We start from the raw sequence: 20654 nt of genomic DNA on the forward strand, positions 1-20654 counted from the left end.
GAATCCGATAGAAAGACAGGCATGCACACGCCCCCGCCGCCCACCCCGCGCACCGAGCCCACCGACGCCGACGTCGAGGCCTTCAAGCAGCAGCTCGGGCGTCCCCCGCGCGGGCTGCGCGCGATCGCGCACCGGTGCCCGTGCGGGCAGCCGGACGTCGTCGAGACGGCCCCGCGGCTCCCCGACGGCACGCCCTTCCCGACGCTGTACTACCTGACGTGCCCCAAGGCGTCGTCGGCGATCGGCACGCTCGAGGCGAACGGCGTGATGAAGGAGATGACGGCGCGGCTGGAGAGCGACCCGGAGCTGGCCGCGTCCTACCGGGCCGCGCACGAGGACTACGTCCGGCGCCGCGACGAGATCGAGGAACTGAAGGGCTTCCCGAGCGCGGGCGGCATGCCGGACCGGGTGAAGTGCCTGCACGTGCTGGTCGCGCACTCGCTGGCGGCCGGGCCGGGGGTGAACCCCCTGGGGGACGAGGCGATCGCGATGCTGCCCGAGTGGTGGGCCAAGGGGCCCTGCGTCCTTCCCGCCGAGTGATCTCGCCCCCGCCGCCCCTCCCCGTCCCCTCCCCTGAAGGGGCGCTGCCCCTTCGACCCCGCCCGGGGGCTCTGCCCCTGGACCCCCGCTCCTCGAACGCCGGAGGGGCTGAGATGAAAGGGCACCCCATGACCCGCGTCGCCGCCATCGACTGCGGTACGAACTCCATCCGCCTCCTGGTCGCCGACGTCGACCCGGCCACGGGCGAACTCGTCGACCTGGACCGCCGTATGACGATCGTGCGGCTCGGCCAGGGCGTCGACCGCACGGGCCGGCTCGCCCCGGAGGCCCTGGAGCGGACCTTCGCCGCCTGCCGGGACTACGCGGCGATCATCAAGGAGCACGGCGTCGAGCGGCTGCGCTTCGTCGCCACCTCCGCATCCCGGGACGCCGAGAACCGGGACGAGTTCGTCCGCGGGGTCATGGACATCCTGGGGGTCGAGCCCGAGGTCGTCACCGGGGACCAGGAGGCCGAGTTCTCCTTCACCGGCGCCACCAGGGAACTGGTGGGGCGTGCGGACCTGCACCGGCCCTACCTCGTGGTGGACATCGGCGGCGGCTCGACCGAGTTCGTCGTCGGCGAGGAGCACGTCCGCGCGGCGCGCTCCGTGGACGTCGGCTGCGTACGGATGACGGAGCGCCACCTGGTCCGCGACGGCGTCGTCTCCGACCCGCCCTCCGAGGGGCAGATCGCGGCGATGCGGGCCGACATCGAGGCCGCCCTCGACCTCGCCGAGGAGACGGTGCCGCTGCGCGAGGCGAGGACGCTGGTGGGGCTCGCCGGTTCGGTGACCACGGTGTCGGCCATCGCGCAGGACCTGCCCGAGTACGACTCGGCCCGCATCCACCACTCCCGGATCACCCACGACCGGGTCCGCGAGATCACCGACTGGCTGCTGCGCTCCACCCACGCCGAGCGCGCGACCGTACCCTCCATGCACCCGGGCCGAGTTGACGTCATCGCCGCGGGTGCCCTGGTCCTGCTCGCCATCATGGAGCGCATCGGCGCCGAGGAGGTCGTCGTCAGCGAGCACGACATCCTCGACGGCATCGCCTTCCAGGTGGCGGAGGAAGCCGAACAGGGCAAGAACGGCAACTGACGCCCCGTACGGCGAAGGGCCCCGGCACCGCATGGGAGGTGCCGGGGCCCTTCGTGTCAGCCCCTGAGGGCCTGTCCGTCAGTGTCTCCTTTACTACTGCTCGGTAGCCGTCGACTGAGCAGGTCGGCTAGCGTATGAGCGCCCCCGAGGGGGGCTTTCGGGCCCCTCGAAGACCCCCTGGAGGCGCCCGCCGGAGAAAGTTCGTGAAGTTCTTCACAAGGAATTGGGCCCCGGAGAAGCACGGACGGGCGCCGGTTGACCCTTCCGAGGGGTGAACAGGGCCTTGAACATGTTCAGATGGCCGGTGTAAGGAAGGTTCGAGAGAGTCCCTCAGGGAGGTGTTTCGGGTCGCTCACAGAGGGCCCGGAGAGCCAGAGAGGCAGCTCACGCGGCATTGACAACGGGGCGTAACGCCTCCGGGTTCCCGATCGTGACCATGACCTGGGTCACGCGGGCCGGGGAGTGTAGCACAGGGCCTGCAAGAGCTTGTGAAGGGGCGCACGAGCAACCCCCCTGAGGCGGGTGGATACTCGATGGCATGAGCACCACGGAGCGTCCCAGGATCCTCGTAGTAGGCGGTGGGTACGTAGGCCTGTACGCAGCTCGGCGCATCCTCAAGAAGATGCGCTACGGCGAGGCGACCGTCACGGTCGTCGACCCCCGGTCGTACATGACCTACCAGCCCTTCCTCCCCGAAACCGCCGCCGGCAGCATCTCCCCGCGCCACGTCGTCGTCCCGCTGCGACGCGTGCTGCCCAAGGCGGAGGTCCTCACCGGCCGGGTCACCACCATCGATCAGGACCGCAAGGTCGCCACGATCGCCCCGCTGGTCGGCGAGGCGTACGAGCTGCCCTTCGACTACCTGGTCATCGCGATGGGCGCGGTCTCCCGCACCTTCCCGATCCCCGGCCTCGCCGAGCAGGGCATCGGCATGAAGGGCATCGAGGAGGCCATCGGCCTGCGCAACCACGTCCTCGAGCAGCTCGACAAGGCCGACTCCACGACCGACGAGGAGATCCGCCGCAAGGCGCTCACCTTCGTCTTCGTCGGCGGCGGCTTCGCGGGCGCGGAGACCATCGGCGAGGTCGAGGACATGGCCCGCGACGCGGCCAAGTACTACACCAGCGTGTCCCGCGAGGACATGCGCTTCATCCTGGTCGACGCCGCCGACAAGATCCTCCCCGAGGTCGGCCCCAAGCTCGGCCAGTACGGCAAGGAGCACCTGGAGGCCCGCGGCGTCGAGGTCTACCTCTCCACGTCGATGGACTCCTGCGTCGACGGCCACGTCGTGCTGAAGAACGGGCTCGAGGTCGACTCCAACACGATCGTCTGGACGGCCGGCGTCAAGCCGAACCCCGCCCTGTCCCGCTTCGGTCTGCCCCTCGGCCCCCGCGGCCACGTCGACTGCGAGCCGAGCCTCCAGGTCAAGGGCACCGACTACATCTGGGCCGCCGGCGACAACGCCCAGGTCCCGGACCTCGTCGGCCGCAAGGCGGGCAACGAGAACGCCTGGTGCCCGCCGAACGCCCAGCACGCGCTGCGTCAGGCCCGCGTCCTCGGCGACAACGTGATCTCCGGTATGCGGGGCTTCCCGCAGAAGGACTACTCGCACGCCAACAAGGGCGCGGTGGCCGGTCTCGGCCTCCACAAGGGCGTCGCGATGATCGTCATGGGCAAGATGAAGATCAAGCTCAAGGGCCGTCTCGCCTGGTACATGCACCGTGGCTACCACGGCCTGGCGATGCCGACCTGGAACCGCAAGGTCCGCGTCTTCGCCGACTGGACCCTCGGCATGTTCCTCAAGCGCGAGGTCGTCTCCCTCGGCGCGATGGAGCACCCGCGCGAGGAGTTCTACGAGGCCGCCAAGCCGGCTCCGGTGGCTGCCGCGAGCAAGGCCGAGAAGGGCGAGAAGGCCAAGGCCTCCTGACCCTCGGGCCTCTCATCACCACCCCGAAGGGGCCGCCCGCCATCCGTGGTGCGGGCGGCCCCTTCGGCATGTGTGCGACCCCGAGGGCTTCGGGCGGTCAGAGAGCCCGGCCGGGCTGGCCGCCGGCGGGCAGCTGGACGCTGTCGAGGAGCTGCTTGTAGTCCGCTTGCACGGTGTCCGGGTCCGTGCCGACGCCAACCGCCGCGATCTGGACCACGTAATCGCCCGTGTCGATGAAGCCGACACGGCCGGCGGTGCCATCAGGGGCAGCGATGTCCGCATGGAGCGCGGGATGGCCGTCAGCCGTCGTGCCCGTACTGACGTCGGTACTTTCGATCTTCTCCTCGGCGGACTGCGCGGGCTCGTTGTAGCCCGACACATAGCCATCGAGGGCGGAGTCGAGATCGTTCTGACCAGCACCGGACGATTCGACGACCGAGAACTGGGCGATCATGGAGTCGGTCTCCGCTACGTACGTACGACCGTCAGGCAGATTCTCGACCTTGGGTTTCGCGGGAAGCTCGGCGGTGATGCCGCTGTGTGCATCCTTGGTCTCCACCCATCGGGCATCAGCCGCTGTGACGCTCGGGGCGTGCGGCGCCGGGGCGGCGAACGCGGTGCCCGGCAGCAGGGCACCTCCGGTGATCACCGTGGTCGAAGCGGTCAGTAGGGCGAAGCGCTGGAAGCGGGAAAGTCGAGTCATGGCCGTTCACATCCGTAGGAAGCAGGGAAAGCGGATACGTCCATTAGGGCCCGCTTCCGAGGGCCCGTCATGACACGGCCTTTCGTGACAGGAGAACTCGGGACTTGACACCGGCAGCGATGCCGTCGGCGTCCTGGACAGCGACGCCCGGATGCTCTGACAATTTGCCCAAACGTGACACCGTGGCGGGACAGCGTCGCGGGCGTTCTGGTGTTTACGTTGTTGGTCATTCCGGGATTCCTCGTCACGGAGGTGTGCGCCATGCCAGACGCCGCGGTGCGGCTGAAGGACCTTCTCGAACAGTTGCTGGGAGTTCCCCTCCCGGTGCGCATCCGCGCCTGGGACGGTTCGCAGGCGGGGCCGCCGGGCGCGCCGACTCTCGTCGTACGCAATCGCCGTGCCGTACGGCGGCTGCTGTTCAAGCCGGGTGAACTGGGCCTGGCCCGGGCCTGGGTGGCCGGGGACCTCGACATCGAGGGCGATCTGTACGCCGCCCTGGATCTGCTCGCGGGGCTCGTGTGGGAGCGCGGGGAGGACGCCCGAAGCCTGGCTCAGGCGCTGCGGGACCCCGAGGTGCGCGCCGCCGTGCGCGGTCTCCTCAAGCTCGGCGGACTTCCGCTGCCGCCCGCGCCGCCCCCCGAGGAGGTGCGCCGGGCCCGCGGCCATCTGCACACCAAACGCACCGACAGACGCGCCATCAGCCACCATTACGACGTGGGCAACGACTTCTACGAGATCGTCCTCGGCCCGTCCATGGTGTACTCCTGCGCCTACTGGTCGGCCCCGCCCCCGGACGGCACCACCCTCGAATCCGCCCAGCACGACAAGCTCGACCTCGTCTGCCGCAAGCTCGGTCTCCGTCCCGGTCAGCGGCTGCTCGACGTGGGATGCGGCTGGGGCTCGATGGCGATCCACGCGGCCCGCGAGTACGGCGTGAGCGTCGTCGGCATCACCCTCTCCCAGGAGCAGGCGGCGTACGCCCGCAAGCGCGTCGCCGACGAGGGGCTCACCGACAAGGTGGAGATCCGCGTCCAGGACTACCGGGACGTCGAGGACGGTCCGTACGACGCCGTCTCCTCCATCGGCATGGCCGAACACGTGGGCGCCGACCGGTACCTGGAGTACGCCGACGTGCTGTACCGGCTGCTCAAGCCCGGCGGGCGGCTGCTGAACCACCAGATCGGGCGGCGGCCGCAGCGCGACGAATCCACGTACCAGGTCGACGAGTTCATCGACTCCTACGTCTTCCCCGACGGCGAGCTCCAGCCCATCGGCGTCACCGTCGCCCAGCTGGAGCGGGCCGGGTTCGAGGTGCGCGACGTCGAGTCGATCCGGGAGCACTACGCGCTGACCCTGCGCCGTTGGGTCGAGCGCCTGGAGGCCGACTGGGGGCGGGCGGTGAAGCTCACCGGCCCCGGGCGCGCCCGTGTCTGGCGGCTCTACATGGCCGCCAGCGCGCTCGCCTTCGAGCGCAACCGCATCGGCGTCAACCAGGTGCTGGCGATCAGGACCCCCGACTCCGGGGACGCCGGAATGCCGCTGCGGGCCCGTACCTGGGGCTGAGACGACAAGGGCCCCGCTCCCTCCCGGGAACGGGGCCCAAGTGCGCGTACTGCTATTCCGCCTTGATCGCGTTCAGCATGTTCAGCCGCGCGGCGTTGCGGGCCGGCCACAGTGCGGCCAGGACGCCCACCAGGCCGGCCAGTACCAGGAAGATCCCGATCCGGTCCCAGGGCAGGACCAGCGTGTAGCCCGGGATCTGCGCCTTGATGGTCTCGCCGATCGCCCAGCCGAGGAACGAACCGAGGCCGATGCCGACCACCGCGCCGAACACCGAGATGACCACGGCCTCCAGCCGGACCATCCGCTTCACCCGGCGCCGGTCGAGACCGATCGCCCGCAGCATGCCGATCTCCTGCTGCCGTTCGAAGACCGACATCGCGAGGGTGTTGACGACACCCAGGACGGCGATGATCAGGGCCATCGCCAGCAGGCCGTACATGATGTTCAGCATCGTGTTGATGGCGCCGCCGAACTCGTTGCGGATGTCCTGCCGGTCCATCACCTTGATCGCGGGGTTGTCGCCCAGCGCGTCGACGAGGACCTGCTCGTTGGCCGCGGTCTGGCCGCCGTCGACCTTCACGAAGATCTGCTGGATGTACGGCTGTGTCTCGTGCGGCTTGACGGCCTCGGTGTCGATGAGGACCGGGGAGAGGAACTCGCTGTCCTTGAAGACGGCGCCGACGGTCAGCTTGCCCTTCTTGTCGTCGCCGAAGGTGACGGGGAGGCTGTCGCCCGGCTTCCAGCCCTTGCGCTCGGCCGTCTTCTCGGCGACCGCGATCCGCCCCTTGGCGAGCGAGTCGACGCTGCCGCTGACGACGTCGACCTTCAGGACCTGCTCGATGTCGCCCGGCGTGACCGCCGAGGCGGACACGAAGTCGTCGCCGCCCAGCTGGAAGTAGACGCTCTGCTGCGGCGACACGGCCGAGACGCCCTTGGCCTTCTCCAGCGCCGTCAGCGCGGACTGGTCGAGGTCGCCGCCGTTCGCCATCGAGACCATGTAGTCGGCCTTGATGTTGTCCGTGGTCATCTTGTCGATGGCCGTGCCGACCGTGATGCCGAGCACCGAGAGACCGGTGACCAGCGTCAGGCCGATCGCCAGCGCCGAGGCGGTGGCGCCGGTACGGCGCGGGTTGCGGACCGCGTTCTGGCCGGCCAGCTTGCCGGCCACGCCGAACGGGCCGACGAGCAGCGGGCGGACGAGCGCGATCACGGGCCGGGACAGCAGCGGGATCAGGATGATCACACCGATCAGCGCGAAGAACGCGCCCGCCGCGATGTACATCCGGCCGTCGTCGCCGCCGGACGACGCACCCAGCACGATCGCGGCCGAGCCGAGGGCGGTGACGGCCGCGCCGATGGAGTTGCGCACCACCAGCGACTTGGTGGTCGCCACGGCGTGCACGCTGCTCATGGCCGCCACCGGCGGGATCTTCGCGGCCCGGCGGCCGGGCAGCCAGGCGGCCAGCATCGTGATCAGCACACCCACGCCGATCGCGGCGAGCACCGGCGTGGCGGACACGATCAGCGGGCCGCCCGGGATCTTCATGTCGAACGCGGCCATCCCGGACCGCAGTCCGACCGCGAGGCCGATGCCGAGGACGAAGCCGATCACCGAGGCGACCAGACCCACCACCGCGGCCTCGGCGAGCACCGAGCGGGTGATCTGCTTACGGGACGCGCCGACGGCCCGCATCAGCGCGATCTCCTTGGTGCGCTGCGCGACCAGCATCGTGAAGGTGTTGGAGATCAGGAAGACCCCGACGAACAGCGCGATGCCCGCGAAGCCCAGCAGGACCTGCTTGAGCGAGCCCATGCCCTCTTCGATCTGCGCGGCCTGCTCGTCGGCGAGGGCCTGGCCGGTCTTCGCCTCGGCGGTGTCCGGCAGCAGCGGCTCGACCGCGTCCAGGATCCGCGCGTCGTCGGCGCCGGGTGCGGCGGTGACGGTGGCGCTCGCGAAGTAGCCCGGCTTGAGGTACTGCTTCTGGGCGACCGCGGTGTCGAAGAGGACGAGGCTGCCGCCGGCGTTCACGGCGCCGTCCTCGGTGGTGAACACACCGCTGAGGGTGTACTCCTTCACCGGGCCGTTCGTGGCGACCCGGACCCGGTCGCCGACCTGGTACTCGCCCTTGGCGGCGGACTCCTTGTCCAGGGCGATCTGGTCGTCCTTCACCGGGCCGGAGCCGTCGGTGAACGTGTAGGCGGGGTCCTTGCCGTCCTTGCCGGGGGAGAAGTTGGCGCCCTTGTTGGACCAGCCGACGCCGATCAGCTTCCCGTCGGGGTCGGCGACCCCGGCGAAGCCGTCCACGCGGCCGTAGGCGGCGGCGACGCCGTCCACCGCGGAGATCTTGTCGAGGGTCCTGGCGGAGAGGCCGGGCTCTTCCTCGGGGTTGTCCGGGTCGGCGTGCGAGGTGACGGCGACGGCGACGTCGTCGTAGCTCTTCGCCGACTGGTTGCGGAAGGCGCTGGAGAGGGTGTCGGCGAAGACCAGGGTGCCGGAGACGAACGCGACGCCGAGCATCACGGCGAGCACCGTCATCAACAGCCGGGCCTTGTGCGCGAGTACGTTGCGCAGGGCGGTGCGGAACATCAGCTGGTGCGGCCCTTCGCGTCGAACTGCTTCATGAAGTCGAGGACGTTGTCCGCGGTGGGCTTGTACATCTCATCGACGATCCGGCCGTCGGCGAGGAACACCACCCGGTCCGCGTAGGCCGCGGCGACCGGGTCGTGGGTCACCATCACCACCGTCTGCCCCAACTCCCGTACGGAGTTGCGCAGGAAGCCGAGCACCTCGGCGCCGGAGCGCGAGTCGAGGTTTCCGGTCGGTTCGTCACCGAAGATGATCTCGGGCCTGGAGGCGAGCGCACGGGCCACGGCGACGCGCTGCTGCTGGCCGCCGGAGAGCTGGGCGGGGCGGTGGCTGAGGCGGTCGGCCAGGCCGACCATCCGGATGACCGAGTCCACCCACTGCTTGTCGGGCTTACGGCCCGCGATGTCCATCGGAAGGGTGATGTTCTCCAGCGCGGTCAACGTCGGCAGCAGGTTGAACGCCTGGAAGATGAAGCCGATCTTGTCCCGGCGCAACTTGGTGAGCTGCTTGTCCTTCAGGGAGCCGAGCTCGGTGTCGCCGATGCGCACCGAACCGGAGGAGAAGGTGTCCAGGCCGGCCACGCAGTGCATCAGCGTGGACTTGCCGGAGCCCGAGGGGCCCATGATCGCGGTGAACTCGGCCTGCCGGAACTCGACGGTGACCCGGTCCAGGGCGACCACCTGGGTCTCGCCCTGTCCGTAGATCTTCGACAGATCCGTGGCACGCGCGGCCACGGTGGTGGCCCGGCCGGCGATGGATGCGGTGGTCACGAGAAGGCGCTCCTGAGGGACGACGATGTGTTCGAAGGGACGTCATCCATCGTCCTGGCCGAAGGGCGTCGTGTAGTCAGTCGCTGTTCCGGTTCCGAAGGCAGACTGCGGATGGACGGAGCACCGCGGTGTCATACCTGAGGATGACGAGGACCCCTGACGCGTGTTCGCGTCTGGAACAGGTGGAGCGTCCTTGTTTGGACGGTGAAATTCCGTCATTCCGCATGCGCCGTCCAGGGCCGCGCGTAAGGCTATTGGCAAGTGCGGATGGCGTGTTCCGTGGGCTGATGCACCCTCAGACGTCAATAAAATAAGACAACATCGGTCCGCCCGTCCGCTGTTCGGGGGATGTATCCCGATAGGCTCGGAACCTCGATGCGGAGCCCATGGCCTGCCCAGATGGTGGAATGCAGACACGGCGAGCTTAAACCTCGCTGCCCCTTCGCGGGCGTGCCGGTTCAAGTCCGGCTCTGGGCACTTCCGACTTCCCTCCTCCCCTCCCGCTCTCCGGGCTTCCCTTCAAGAGTTCACCACCGACCGTTGACAGCGGGCGGGTGCGGCCGGAAACTCACGTCAGACAATGGTGAATAAAACTTCACCAGGCGAACTGTGAAGGGAAGCGACCCGATGCGTACGACCGTCGGCATCATCGGAGCGGGCCCCGCCGGCCTCCTCCTCGCCCGTCTGCTCCACAACGCCGGCATCGACTCGGTCGTCCTGGAGAGCCGCGACCGCACCTATGTCGAACACCGCCAGCGCGCCGGGATCCTGGAGCAGGGCACCGTGGACGTGCTGCGCGCGGCCGGCGCCGGCGAGCGGATGGACCGTGAGGGCCTGCGGCACGACGGCATCGAGCTCCGCTTCGACAGGAAGCGCCACCGCGTCGACTTCCCCGCCCTCACCGACGGCCGGTCCGTGATGGTCTACGCCCAGACCGAGGTCTGCAAGGACCTCATCGCCCTCCAACTCAAGGACGGCGGACCGCTGCTGTTCGAGGCGGAGGCGCTGGCCGTCGAGGGCGCGGACACCGCCGGTCCGCGGATCCGCTTCCGGCACGAGGGCGTGGAGGACGTCCTCGCATGCGACTACGTCGTCGGCTGCGACGGCTTCTGGGGCGTGGCCCGCAAGGCGATCCCCGCCGAACTCACCCGGGTCTTCGAACGGACGTACCCCTTCGGCTGGCTCGGCATCCTCGCCGACGTCGCGCCCTCGCACGACGAGCTGGTCTACGCCCGCCACGACCGCGGCTTCGCCCTCCTGTCCATGCGCTCCCCGTCCGTCTCCCGCCTCTACCTCCAGGTACCCGAGGGCACCGACGCCGAGGCGTGGGGCGACGACGAGATCTGGACGGAGCTGGAGCGCCGCTTCGAGACCGCCGACGACTGGCGCCTGGAGCGCGGCCCGATCACCCAGAAGTCGGTCACCCCCATGCGGTCCTACGTCCACGAACCCATGCGGCACGGCCGCCTCTTCCTCGCCGGTGACGCGGCACACATCGTGCCGCCGACGGGCGCCAAGGGGCTGAATCTGGCCGTCGGAGACGTCGTCACCTTCGCGCGAGCACTGGCGTACCAGAGGGAGACGGGCTCGGCGGAACTCCTCGACGCCTACTCCGAGACCTGTCTGCGCCGCGTCTGGCAGGCCGAGCGGTTCTCCTACGACATGACGACCCTGCTGCACCGCGCCCCCGGGGCCACGCCCTTCGAGGACCGGCTCCAGCTGGCGCGTCTGGAGCGGCTCGCGTCGTCGCGGGCGGCCGAGACGGACCTCGCCGAGGGGTACACGGGCTTCCCTTTCGGGTGAGCCGGGCGGGTGCGTACGGGTGCGGGCCAGGGGAGTGATCTCCGGTCGGTTCCGGCCATGTCGCAGCTTGGTCATGAATGATCCCCTCCGTGGCCGGGAATCACTCGGCCGCGTAGCGTGTTGGCGAGCACGACGAGGGAAAGATCCTCCCCAAGCACTAGGGTCAATCCTTTGCCTACCTATTACTCTTGAGCCAAGGCCACGCACGGTGGCCATGGAGGAGTGAAATGAGGAGCAGCAACCCGGTCTTCTCGCGACGGGGGTTCAGCCGCGACAACGGCTACGCGGGCTTCAACACCGCGCCGCAGGCCGGGGGCGCCGCTGTCGGCACGCAGGGCAACCCGTACGCCCAGCCGCAGGCCGGCAACCCGTATGCGCAGAACCCTTACGCCCAGCAGGACCTTCAGTACGGCGCACCGCCGCAGGCCCCGGCCACCACCGGCCGGATGACGATGGACGACGTCATCCTGCGCACGGGCACCACGCTCGGCACCCTGATCGTCACGGCCGCGCTCGCCTGGGCGCTGCTGCCGGTCGACGACGCGAACATCAGCCGGTCGTACGGCATCGCCATCGCCGCCGGTCTGGTCGGCATGGTGCTGGCGCTGGTGCAGTCCTTCAAGCGCAAGGCCTCGCCCGCGCTGATCCTGTCGTACGCCGCGCTCGAGGGTGTCTTCCTCGGTGTCGTCTCCAGCGTCGTCGACAACCGCATCGCCAGCGGTGCGGCCATGCAGGCGGTGCTCGGCACGATGGCGGTCTTCGCCGCCGTGCTGGTCGCGTACAAGGCGGGCTGGATCCGCGTCAACCGCCGCTTCGTCGGCTTCGTGATGGCGGCCGCGCTCGGCTTCATCCTGCTGATGGCGGTCAACCTGCTGTTCGCCGTCTTCGGCGGCGGTGACGGCCTCGGCTTCCGCAGCGGCCCGCTCGGCATCGTGTTCGGCATCGTCGGCATCCTGCTCGGCGCCTGCTTCCTCGCCCTGGACTTCAAGCAGGTCGAGGACGGTCTCGCCTACGGCGCGCCGCGCGAGGAGGCCTGGCTCGCGGCCTTCGGCCTCACCATGACGTTGGTGTGGATCTACATGGAGTTCCTGAGGCTCATCTCGATCCTCAACAACGACTAGCCTTCGACGACGGTCGACAAGCGAAGGGCCCCGGGTTCGTCCCGGGGCCCTTCGTCGTCTGTGCGCGCGTCTCGCCTAGAGGAACTTGCGCGCCGCCCTCCTCAGGTCGTACTCGTGGACGATCGCCTTCGCGTGGCCGTACGCGAGGTCGTATTCGTGGCGCAGCCAGCTGACCTTCTCCTCGAAGCGGACGAGGGCCGGGCCTTCTTCTACGGTGCGCAGCCAGTCGGAGACTTCACGACCGGTGCAGTGGGGGATGCGGGCGAGCATGTTGCGGTGGGTCTCCTCGGAGAGGACGTGGGACATCGGCGCCTCCGGACGCAAAGGGGATGTAAGCCGGTCCTTCAGGTCACCGTGCCTGAGCGTTCGCCCGTTGGCAACAGTCGCGTACGCTCACGGCGTGGTTGATACGACGCGTCTGACCCAAGCCGTAGATCACTTCGCCGACCGGTTGCGGGCGGCGCCGCAGTCTCGCTTGCAGCGGGGCGCTGCCGCTGAGGCTTTGGGGTTGGCCAGGCGGTTGGCCTCGTGGGCGCAGGCTGTGGAGTCGCCCGGGGTTGAGCCTCGGGAGATGCCTGATGCGGGGATGTTTGCTGCGGCGGATCAGATCACCGTTGCTGCCCGTGACTTGGCGGTGGTTCTTGAGCGTGAGGACCAGGTCTCCGAAGCGGTGGCGTTGGTCGAGGAGGCGCAGAAGAGAGCGGGCGTCTGAGGCTCGTTGGCGGCTGCGGGTTTGTGGGGGCTTGTCGCGCAGTTCCCCGCGCCCCGTTGGGGCGCGTTGCAGGCACCCGGCGCCAAGAACTACAGGCTCGCTATGACCCTGTCGGCCAGGATGTAGACGTTCTCCTCGCCGCAGGCGAAGGTCAGGGTGTACGCGCCTGAGACTCCCGAGCCGCCCAGCAGTACCGGGGTCTCGCCCGCGCGCAGGGCCGAGGCCAGGCGTTCTGCCGTTTCGCGGTGGCCCGGGGTCATGCAGAGGGTGGTGCCGTCGGCGAAGACGTAGACGTCGAGGGTGCCGAGGGGGCCGGGGCGGACGTCGGTGAGTTCGGTGGCGGAGGCGGCCAGGTCCTCAAGGGTGGAGACCGTGCGCTCATGGTCGTTCACGGCTGGTGAGGAGACCGGGACGAAGTCCGGGTGGGAGGGGTGGCGGCGGCGGGCCGCGGCCAGTTCGGGGGAGTCCCCGGCGAACTCGTCGGCGTCCGCGGTCGGCTCGGTCACCGGCTCCAGATGCTCCAGGCCCGCGAAATCGGCCTGGCGGGGCAGGAACAGCTCGCTGTCGGACAGGCCCAGCAGGGTGGGCGCGTCGGAGCCGTCGCGGGACTCCTGGGCGGCCCAGAAGGCGCGCGCCTCGGCCAGTTCCCGCTCGCGTTCCTCGGCGAGGGCCTCGGCGACCGCGGCGCGTATCTCATCGGCCTCGGCGGAGAGGCGGGCCTGCGGGACCATCCCCCGCGCCGCGGCGGCGTTGTTCTGTGCCAGCTCGGTGTGCAGGGCCGCGACCTGTCGGCGCAGCACCATGAGGGTGCGCAGGACGGCGACGCCCACGGCGCCGGTGGCGGCCGTGGTGAGCAGCAAGGCGATCGGCATGGCGCTCACTGACGTACTCCCGGTTCAAAGTCGACCCCCGACTTCCTACATCAGCTTGAAGGGCGGACTATCCAGCTGTCAGTGCGTAACGTCACGAAACGGACAGGATTTTGGGCCTGGAGTTTGGTGGTGCAACGGCGCTGAGCTGCGTAAATCCCTCCGCAGAGGGAGATAGGTCACATCCTGGGGGAGATTGGATCACAAAACGGCCCAGAACCAAGGGGGTTCCCGGGTTCTGGGCCGAAGGCTCACGCTGGGTCGTGAGTTGACTACTCAGGTGATCGCTCGCCGGGTCAGCTGAGGCGCTCGATGACCATCGCCATGCCCTGGCCGCCGCCGACGCACATCGTCTCCAGACCGAACTGCTTGTCGTGGTGCTGGAGGGAGTTGATGAGCGTGGTGGTGATGCGGGCACCGGTCATGCCGAAGGGGTGGCCGACGGCGATGGCGCCGCCGTTGACGTTCAGCTTGTCGATGTCGATGCCCAGGTCGCGGTAGGAGGGGATCACCTGGGCGGCGAACGCCTCGTTGATCTCGACCAGGTCGATGTCGTCGATGGTGAGTCCGGCGCGGCGCAGGGCCTGCTGGCTGGCCTCGACCGGGCCGAGGCCCATGATCTCCGGGGAGAGGCCGGAGACGCCGGTCGACACGATGCGGGCGAGCGGGGTGAGGCCGAGCTCGCGGGCCTTGGTGTCCGACATGATGACGAGGGCCGCGGCGCCGTCGTTCAGGGGGCAGCAGTTGCCGGCGGTGACCAGGCCGTCGGGGCGGAAGACCGGCTTGAGGCCCTGGACGCCCTCCAGGGTGACGCCCGGGCGGGGGCCGTCGTCCTTGCTGACGACCGTGCCGTCGGGGGTCGTGACCGGGGTGATCTCGCGCTCCCAGAAGCCGTTCTTGATGGCTTCCTCGGCGAGGTTCTGCGAACGGACGCCGAACTCGTCCATGTCCTGGCGGGTGATGCCCTTGGAGCGGGCGAGGTTCTCCGCGGTCTGGCCCATGGCGATGTACGCGTCGGGGACGAGGCCGTCCTCGCGCGGGTCGTGCCAGGTCGTGCCCTCCTGCTGGGCGACGGCGGCGGTGCGGGCCTCGGCCTCGGCGAAGAACGGGTTGTGGGTGTCCGGGATGCTGTCGGAGTTGCCCTTGGCGTAGCTGGAGACCATCTCCACGCCCGCCGAGATGAAGACGTCGCCCTCGCCGGCCTTGATGGCGTGCAGGGCCATGCGGGAGGTCTGGAGGGAGGAGGAGCAGTAGCGGGTGATGGTGCAGCCCGGGAGGTGGTCCATTCCCATCTGTACGGCGACGATGCGGCCGAGGTTGTTGCCCTGCTCGCCGCCGGGGAGGCCGCAGCCGAGCATCAGGTCGTCGATGTCGCGGGGGTCGAGCTCCGGGACCTTGGCGAGGGCCGCCTGGATGATGGTGGCGGTGAGGTCGTCGGGGCGCAGGTCCTTGAGGGAGCCCTTGAAGGCGCGGCCGATGGGGGAGCGGGCGGTCGAGACGATCACGGCTTCGGGCATCACGGCTCCAGTCGAAAGGTGTGGCGCGCAGCGCCTCGTTGAGGGTGGTGGTCGGGCGACGGGCGGGCATACCGGGGGGTCGGGCAGGGCTGTGAGGGAAGTTACCCGTACGTACCGTCGAGGTCACGGGCGTGGCGGTGTGACCCTGACCGCAATTTTCTAAGCGCTTGCTTTCCTCGCCCCCGCCGCCCCTGCCCGTCCCATCCCTGGCGGCTGTGCCCCCAGACCCCCGCTGTCGGCCCTGCGGGCTTCGTCCTCAGACGCCGGACGGGCTGAACGACTCAGCCCCTCCGGCGTTTGAGGAGCGGGGTCTGGGGCGGAGCCGCAGAAGGAGGGGACGGGTAGGGGCGGCGGGGGCGAGGAAGGCTTGTCGTTCAGGGGGACGGCGTCACCGGCGTACGGTCCGGCTCGGGGACGCGGCGGCGGCGTCGGCGTTTCAGGAGGGCCCAGGGGCCCTTCGGGCCGGTCGGCATCGCGGCCGTGACCTCCGTGCCGGCCTCCGACGCGGCCTCGGCCGCGGCACGGGCCACGGGGAGGAAGCCCTCGCGGCGGGAGACGTCGGGCCGCTCCTCCTCCGCCGGCCAGAGGCCGAGGGCCGCGCAGACCGTAGGGAGGACGGCCATCGCCGCCGTGGCGTACCCCTCCGCGGAGGGGTGGTAGTTGTCGGGACCGAACAGCTCGCGCGGGTTCGCCGCGAACTCCGGACCCAGCAGGTCGCCCAGCGACACCGTCCGGCCGCCCTGCTCGACGACCCCGATCGTCTGGGCGGCCGCCAACTGACGGGAGGCCCGCCGGGCCAGCCAGCGCAACGGTTGCTGGACCGGTTCGATCGTGCCCAGGTCGGGGCAGGTGCCCACCACCACCTCCGCACCGGCCGTGCGCAGACGGCGTACGGCGGAGGACAGATGGCGCACCGAGCGCGTGGGCGGCATCCGGTGCGTGACGTCGTTCGCGCCGATCATGATCACGCAGACGTCGGGCGCGAGCGCCGGGTCCGACAGGACCAGGGCCACCTGGCGGTCCAGGTCGTCCGAGCGCGCCCCCGGCAGGGCCACGTTGCGGAACTCCACCTGCCGCTCCGCCACCGCCGCCAGCCCCGAGGCGAGCAGCGCCCCCGGCGTCTGCCCCGCCCGGTGCACGCCCTGCCCCGCGGCCGTCGAGTCACCCAGCAGCGTCAGCCGCAGCGGCGGTTCGCCGGGGTTGGCGTACAGGCGGCCGTAGCGGCCGTCGGCGTTCGGTACGTGGTTGCTGGTGCCGTTGCCCACATGGCGCCGGGCCAGCCGCACCTCGGCGAGGAGCAGACCGACGGCCGCCGCCCCGGCCAGACCGATGCCGCCGCCGCCGTACGCGGCGCCCGCCGCGATCCGCCGGGCCACCCTCGCCCTCGACATGCTCGTCATGCGTCGCCGCCACCTCCTCATAGCCGTACATCCACTGCTTGCCCCGCACGGACCGTGGCCCAATCCCAACGAGGAGTGAACGACCGTCATGGGCCCCCTGCAGGCCATAGGCTGGCGGAACCAGTAAGACCACTTCAGACCACTTCTTTTGCAGCATCCGGAGACAACGGTGCAATTCCACGACTCGATGATCAGCCTCGTCGGCAACACCCCGCTGGTGAGGCTCAACAACGTGACCAAGGGCATCCGGGCGACCGTCCTGGCCAAGGTGGAGTACTTCAACCCGGGCGGCTCCGTGAAGGACCGCATCGCCCTGCGCATGATCGAGGCCGCGGAGGAGAGCGGTGCGCTCAAGCCCGGCGGGACCATTGTCGAGCCGACCAGCGGCAACACCGGGGTCGGGCTCGCCATCGTGGCCCAGCAGAAGGGGTACAAGTGCATCTTCGTGTGCCCCGACAAGGTGAGCACCGACAAGATCAACGTGCTGAGGGCCTACGGGGCCGAGGTCGTCGTCTGCCCGACCGCGGTCGACCCCGAGCACCCGGACTCCTACTACAACGTCTCCGACCGGCTCGTACGCGAGACGCCCGGCGCTTGGAAGCCCGACCAGTACTCCAACCCCAACAACCCGCTCTCCCACTACCACTCCACCGGCCCCGAGCTGTGGGAGCAGACGGAGGGGAAGATCACCCACTTCGTCGCGGGCGTGGGGACCGGCGGGACCATCTCCGGCACCGGCCGCTATCTGAAGGACGCCAGCGACGGCAAGGTGCAGGTCATCGGCGCCGACCCCGAGGGCTCGGTGTACTCCGGCGGCTCCGGGCGGCCGTATCTCGTCGAGGGCGTCGGTGAGGACTTCTGGCCCACCGCCTACGACCGGACCGTCGCCGACGAGATCGTCGCCGTGTCCGACAAGGACTCCTTCCAGATGACCCGGCGCCTCGCCAAGGAGGAGGGCCTGCTGGTGGGCGGCTCCTGCGGCATGGCCGTCGTGGCCGCGCTCGAGGTCGCCGAGCGGCTCGGGCCGGACGACGTCGTCGTCGTACTGCTCCCCGACAGCGGGCGCGGCTACCTCAGCAAGATCTTCAACGACGAGTGGATGGCCGACTACGGCTTCCTGGAGGACGAGGGCCCGAACGCGCGCGTCGGCGACGTCCTCAACGACAAGGAGCACGGCGCCATCCCGTCCCTCGTCCACATGCACCCGGACGAGACGGTCGGTCAGGCCATCGAGGTGCTGCGCGAGTACGGCGTCTCGCAGATGCCGATCGTGAAGCCGGGCGCGGGCCACCCGGACGTCATGGCGGCGGAGGTCGTCGGCTCCGTCGTCGAACGCGAGCTGCTGGACGCGCTGTTCACCAAGCGGGCCTCGCTCGACGACCCGCTGGAGAAGCACATGTCGGCCCCGCTGCCGCAGGTCGGCTCCGGCGAGCCGGTCGGCGACCTGATGTCCGTGCTGGGCACGGCGGACGCGGCGATCGTCCTCGTCGAGGGCAAGCCGACCGGGGTGGTCAGCCGGCAGGACCTGCTGGCCTTCCTGGCCAAGGGCGGGAAGTAGGGCGAACGCGCGGTGAACGGGGCGTGGCCGCGGCGAACTCGGGATGACCGGGGCTGCTCGGGCCGTCGCGGAACTGGTACGAGCGCGTCACGTTCACGCAGCACCCGCTTAACACGGGTCGGGCACATTAGTGGATGTCGGCAGGGCGGGAGCGGCTCCCCGCCCAGGCCGGCACCAAAACGTCCAAGGACCTCCGGAGCGGCTCCCGGACCTCCATGGACGCCCGGACGTGAAACCCGGTCCTGACCCGGTCAACGTCCTTCGCGGGGACCGCCGTCGTCCCGCCCCCCGGTAACGGGGGTGCGGCGGTCCCCGCCACACTCTTTCCCCGGCCGATCGAAGGCCGGAGGTTCAGTCTTCCCAGCGGTCCTCGCCCTTGGACGGCTTGCCGCGGCCCCGGAAGATGTCGGGGTTGTTGCGCACCGCCTGCACCACGTTGATGCCGACGATGCCGATCCAGGTGACGAGGAGGCCGCGCAGGCCGGCGACTCCGCCGCCGATGCCCGACAGCGGGATCGCCGCGACCAGCGAGACGATGCCGAAGCCGAATCGCTCGCCGAAGGAGTCCGTCGGCTTCGGGGACCGTGCGCCCCGGGCCGTCGCCATCTGCTGCTCAGCCAGCTGCCGCCGCAGCCGGCGCTCGACCGCCCCGTCGATGCGCTGGTCGACCTTCTCCATGAACGAGTCGACCAGCGCGGGCTCGTACTCCTCGCCCAGCTCCCTGCGGGCCTGCAGGGTGGCGTTGAGTTCCTTCTTGAGCTCGGTGTCCCGCGCGTCCATTCCGGTCATGCGCTCCACGGTAGGGAGCCCGCACGACCGCCGCACTGGGGTTAGCCCCCCTGTTCGGCTGGGGTGCACGGCCGGACGGACGGCGTCACTTCGCCAGCCCGTGCTCCTTCGCATACGCGTTCGCCACGTCCTCGGGGTCCTTCTTGTCCTTGTCGACCTGCCGGTTCAGCTCGGTCAGCTGGGCGGTGGTCAGGGTGTTGCCGAGACGGGCGAGGGCCTTGCGGACGGTGGAGTCGGCCTTGCGGTCGGCGATGAGCGGGACGACGTGCTGGCCGGGGATGAGGTTCTTCGGGTCCGACAGCACCACCCAGTCGTTCGCCTGGATGTCCGTGTCCGTGGTGAAGAGGTTCGCCACGTCCACGTCGCCCTTCTTCAGGGCGCCCTTGACCAGCGGACCGGAGGAGTCCAGCGACTTGAACTCCTTGAACTCGACCCCGTAGACGTCCTTGAGGCCGACCGCGCCGACCTCCCGCTTCTTCACCTCGGGCGCCGCGCCGATCACCAGCTTGCCGTTCTGCTTCCTCAGGTCGGCCAGGGAGGTCAGGCCGTACTTCTCGGCCGTCTCCCGGGTGACGACGAAGGCGTCGGAGTCCTCGGCCATGCCGTACGGCAGGACCTGGAGGCCGCTGGGGAGGGCGACCGTGAGGGCGTTCTGCATCTCGCCCTCCTCCGTCGCCGTCGACTTGGTGTCGAGGTAGTGCAGCAGGGCGCCCTGGTACTCGGGGAGCAGGTCGATGTCGCCGCCCTTGAGCGCGGGGATGAGGATCTCGCGGGTGCCGAGGTTGGGGCGGACGTTCACCTTCACGCCGACCGCGTCCAGTACGGCGGCGTACAGGTAGCCGAGCACCTGGTTCTCGGTGAAGTTGGCGGTGCCGATGGTGATGCCGCCCTTGCTGGAGCCGCCGCCGGAGCCGGCGGAGCCCTCGCCTTCGAGGGAGGTGATGCCGCTGGAGCAGGCGGACAGCGCGGGGACGGTGACGGCCGCTCCTGCGAGCGCGCCGAGGAGAGTACGACGGTTCATCGGAAGGTTCCCTAGGCAGTGCGGTGGCGGAAGAGGAAGCGCTGGAGGCCGGACAGGGCCAGGTCGAGGATCACGGCGACCACGGCGACCAGCACCGCGCCGCCGAGCACCTGCACGAGGTCGCGCTGGGCGAGGCCGTCGAAGACGTAGCGGCCGAGGCCCCCGAAGGAGACGTACGCGGCGATCGTCGCCGTGGCCACGACCTGGATCAGCGCCAGGCGCAGGCCCGTCATGATCAGGGGGAGGGCGAGGGGGAGCTCCACCTGGAGCAGGACCTGGTGGCCGCGCATGCCCTGCCCGCGTGCCGCGTCCTTCACGTCCGGGTCGACGGCCGTCATCCCGGCGTAGGTGTTGGTGACGATCGCCGGGACCGCGAGGGCGACCAGGGCGACGTAGACCGGCAGCATGGACAGTCCGCCGGCCAGGAAGACCAGCACGACCAGGCCGACGGTCGGCAGGGCGCGGCCGAAGGACGCGAGGTTGATGGCGAGGAAGGCGCCCTTGCCGGTGTGGCCGATCAGCAGGCCGAGGGGGAGGCCGATCGCGGCGGCGATGAGGGTGGCCAGGAGGGAGTACTGGAGGTGTTCGGCGAGGCGGTGCGCGATGCCGTCCGGGCCGGTCCACTGCTCGCTGCCGACCAGCCAGGCGCCGAGGTTCTTGAAGAGTTCGTACAT

The 20654-nt window shown here is 69.9% G+C and carries 18 protein-coding genes and 1 tRNA gene; 9 read left to right on the forward strand and 10 right to left on the reverse strand.

Features of this window, described 5'->3' with window-relative positions:
* Positions 1-21 precede the first annotated feature (21 nt).
* From ACFZBP_RS24040 to ACFZBP_RS24050, 3 genes are all read left to right on the forward strand, one after another.
* On the forward strand, positions 22-540 hold the full coding sequence (locus ACFZBP_RS24040) for a DUF501 domain-containing protein (RefSeq protein WP_383448241.1): 519 nt from the start codon (positions 22-24) through the stop codon (positions 538-540).
* Positions 541-668: 128 nt separating this feature from the next.
* A complete protein-coding gene (locus ACFZBP_RS24045; protein WP_391415954.1) occupies positions 669-1640 on the forward strand; it encodes an exopolyphosphatase in 972 nt (323 codons plus the stop codon).
* A gap of 538 nt (positions 1641-2178) precedes the next feature.
* Positions 2179-3567, forward strand: coding sequence for an NAD(P)/FAD-dependent oxidoreductase (locus ACFZBP_RS24050; protein ID WP_383448246.1), 1389 nt, complete (start codon positions 2179-2181; stop codon positions 3565-3567).
* 97 nt (positions 3568-3664) lie between these two features.
* On the opposite strand, the gene ACFZBP_RS24055 is transcribed toward ACFZBP_RS24050, so the two are convergent.
* On the reverse strand, positions 3665-4270 hold the full coding sequence (locus ACFZBP_RS24055; protein WP_383448249.1) for a hypothetical protein: 606 nt from the start codon (positions 4268-4270) through the stop codon (positions 3665-3667).
* Positions 4271-4531: 261 nt separating this feature from the next.
* Between ACFZBP_RS24055 and ACFZBP_RS24060 the strand changes: the two genes are divergently transcribed.
* The gene (locus tag ACFZBP_RS24060; RefSeq protein WP_391415957.1) at positions 4532-5833 is read left to right on the forward strand and encodes a class I SAM-dependent methyltransferase; all 1302 of its coding nucleotides are present in this window, start codon (positions 4532-4534) and stop codon (positions 5831-5833) included.
* A 52-nt stretch (positions 5834-5885) separates the two neighbouring features.
* Here ACFZBP_RS24060 and ACFZBP_RS24065 read toward each other — a convergent pair whose 3' ends face one another.
* Together ACFZBP_RS24065 and ACFZBP_RS24070 are read right to left on the reverse strand one after the other, a co-directional pair.
* Complete coding sequence (locus tag ACFZBP_RS24065; protein WP_383448255.1) at positions 5886-8420, reverse strand: ABC transporter permease; 2535 nt, start codon at positions 8418-8420, stop codon at positions 5886-5888.
* A complete protein-coding gene (locus ACFZBP_RS24070; protein ID WP_391415960.1) occupies positions 8420-9190 on the reverse strand; it encodes an ATP-binding cassette domain-containing protein in 771 nt (256 codons plus the stop codon). Before ACFZBP_RS24070 ends, ACFZBP_RS24065 begins: the two co-directional genes overlap by 1 nt.
* 393 nt (positions 9191-9583) lie before the next feature.
* On the opposite strand from ACFZBP_RS24070, the gene ACFZBP_RS24075 reads away from it, so the two are divergent.
* From ACFZBP_RS24075 to ACFZBP_RS24085, 3 genes are all read left to right on the forward strand, one after another.
* A tRNA-Leu gene (locus tag ACFZBP_RS24075) sits at positions 9584-9667 on the forward strand.
* Between the two features lie 150 nt (positions 9668-9817).
* Positions 9818-10993, forward strand: coding sequence for a 4-hydroxybenzoate 3-monooxygenase (locus ACFZBP_RS24080; protein ID WP_391415962.1), 1176 nt, complete (start codon positions 9818-9820; stop codon positions 10991-10993).
* Positions 10994-11220: 227 nt separating this feature from the next.
* The gene (locus ACFZBP_RS24085) at positions 11221-12114 is read left to right on the forward strand and encodes a Bax inhibitor-1/YccA family protein (RefSeq protein ID WP_383448263.1); all 894 of its coding nucleotides are present in this window, start codon (positions 11221-11223) and stop codon (positions 12112-12114) included.
* A 75-nt stretch (positions 12115-12189) separates the two neighbouring features.
* Here ACFZBP_RS24085 and ACFZBP_RS24090 read toward each other — a convergent pair whose 3' ends face one another.
* A complete protein-coding gene (locus ACFZBP_RS24090) occupies positions 12190-12420 on the reverse strand; it encodes a DUF4287 domain-containing protein (RefSeq protein WP_030049879.1) in 231 nt (76 codons plus the stop codon).
* A gap of 94 nt (positions 12421-12514) precedes the next feature.
* Between ACFZBP_RS24090 and ACFZBP_RS24095 the strand changes: the two genes are divergently transcribed.
* Positions 12515-12826, forward strand: a complete 312-nt coding sequence (locus tag ACFZBP_RS24095; RefSeq protein WP_391415964.1) for a hypothetical protein — start codon at positions 12515-12517, stop codon at positions 12824-12826.
* A gap of 89 nt (positions 12827-12915) precedes the next feature.
* Here the strand turns inward: ACFZBP_RS24095 and ACFZBP_RS24100 are convergent, their stop codons facing one another.
* The 3 genes from ACFZBP_RS24100 to ACFZBP_RS24110 form a co-directional block, all read right to left on the reverse strand.
* On the reverse strand, positions 12916-13698 hold the full coding sequence (locus ACFZBP_RS24100) for a hypothetical protein (RefSeq protein WP_383448540.1): 783 nt from the start codon (positions 13696-13698) through the stop codon (positions 12916-12918).
* 293 nt (positions 13699-13991) lie between these two features.
* Entirely contained in the window at positions 13992-15212 is a 1221-nt protein-coding gene (locus tag ACFZBP_RS24105; protein WP_383448269.1) for an acetyl-CoA C-acetyltransferase, read from the reverse strand.
* A gap of 374 nt (positions 15213-15586) precedes the next feature.
* A complete protein-coding gene (locus ACFZBP_RS24110; protein ID WP_383448272.1) occupies positions 15587-16612 on the reverse strand; it encodes an SGNH/GDSL hydrolase family protein in 1026 nt (341 codons plus the stop codon).
* A 169-nt stretch (positions 16613-16781) separates the two neighbouring features.
* On the opposite strand from ACFZBP_RS24110, the gene ACFZBP_RS24115 reads away from it, so the two are divergent.
* Positions 16782-18170, forward strand: coding sequence for a cystathionine beta-synthase (locus tag ACFZBP_RS24115; protein ID WP_383448275.1), 1389 nt, complete (start codon positions 16782-16784; stop codon positions 18168-18170).
* A 351-nt stretch (positions 18171-18521) separates the two neighbouring features.
* Here ACFZBP_RS24115 and ACFZBP_RS24120 read toward each other — a convergent pair whose 3' ends face one another.
* The 3 genes from ACFZBP_RS24120 to ACFZBP_RS24130 all read right to left on the reverse strand — a co-directional run bounded on the left by ACFZBP_RS24120 (position 18522) and on the right by ACFZBP_RS24130 (position 20654).
* A complete protein-coding gene (locus ACFZBP_RS24120; protein ID WP_391415967.1) occupies positions 18522-18959 on the reverse strand; it encodes a hypothetical protein in 438 nt (145 codons plus the stop codon).
* An 85-nt stretch (positions 18960-19044) separates the two neighbouring features.
* Positions 19045-19980, reverse strand: a complete 936-nt coding sequence (locus ACFZBP_RS24125; protein ID WP_391415968.1) for a glycine betaine ABC transporter substrate-binding protein — start codon at positions 19978-19980, stop codon at positions 19045-19047.
* An 11-nt stretch (positions 19981-19991) separates the two neighbouring features.
* Positions 19992-20654, reverse strand: a complete 663-nt coding sequence (locus ACFZBP_RS24130; RefSeq protein ID WP_383448284.1) for an ABC transporter permease — start codon at positions 20652-20654, stop codon at positions 19992-19994.

The organism is Streptomyces sp. NPDC008086, assembly GCF_042957325.1.
Taxonomy (GTDB): Bacteria; Actinomycetota; Actinomycetes; order Streptomycetales; family Streptomycetaceae; genus Streptomyces.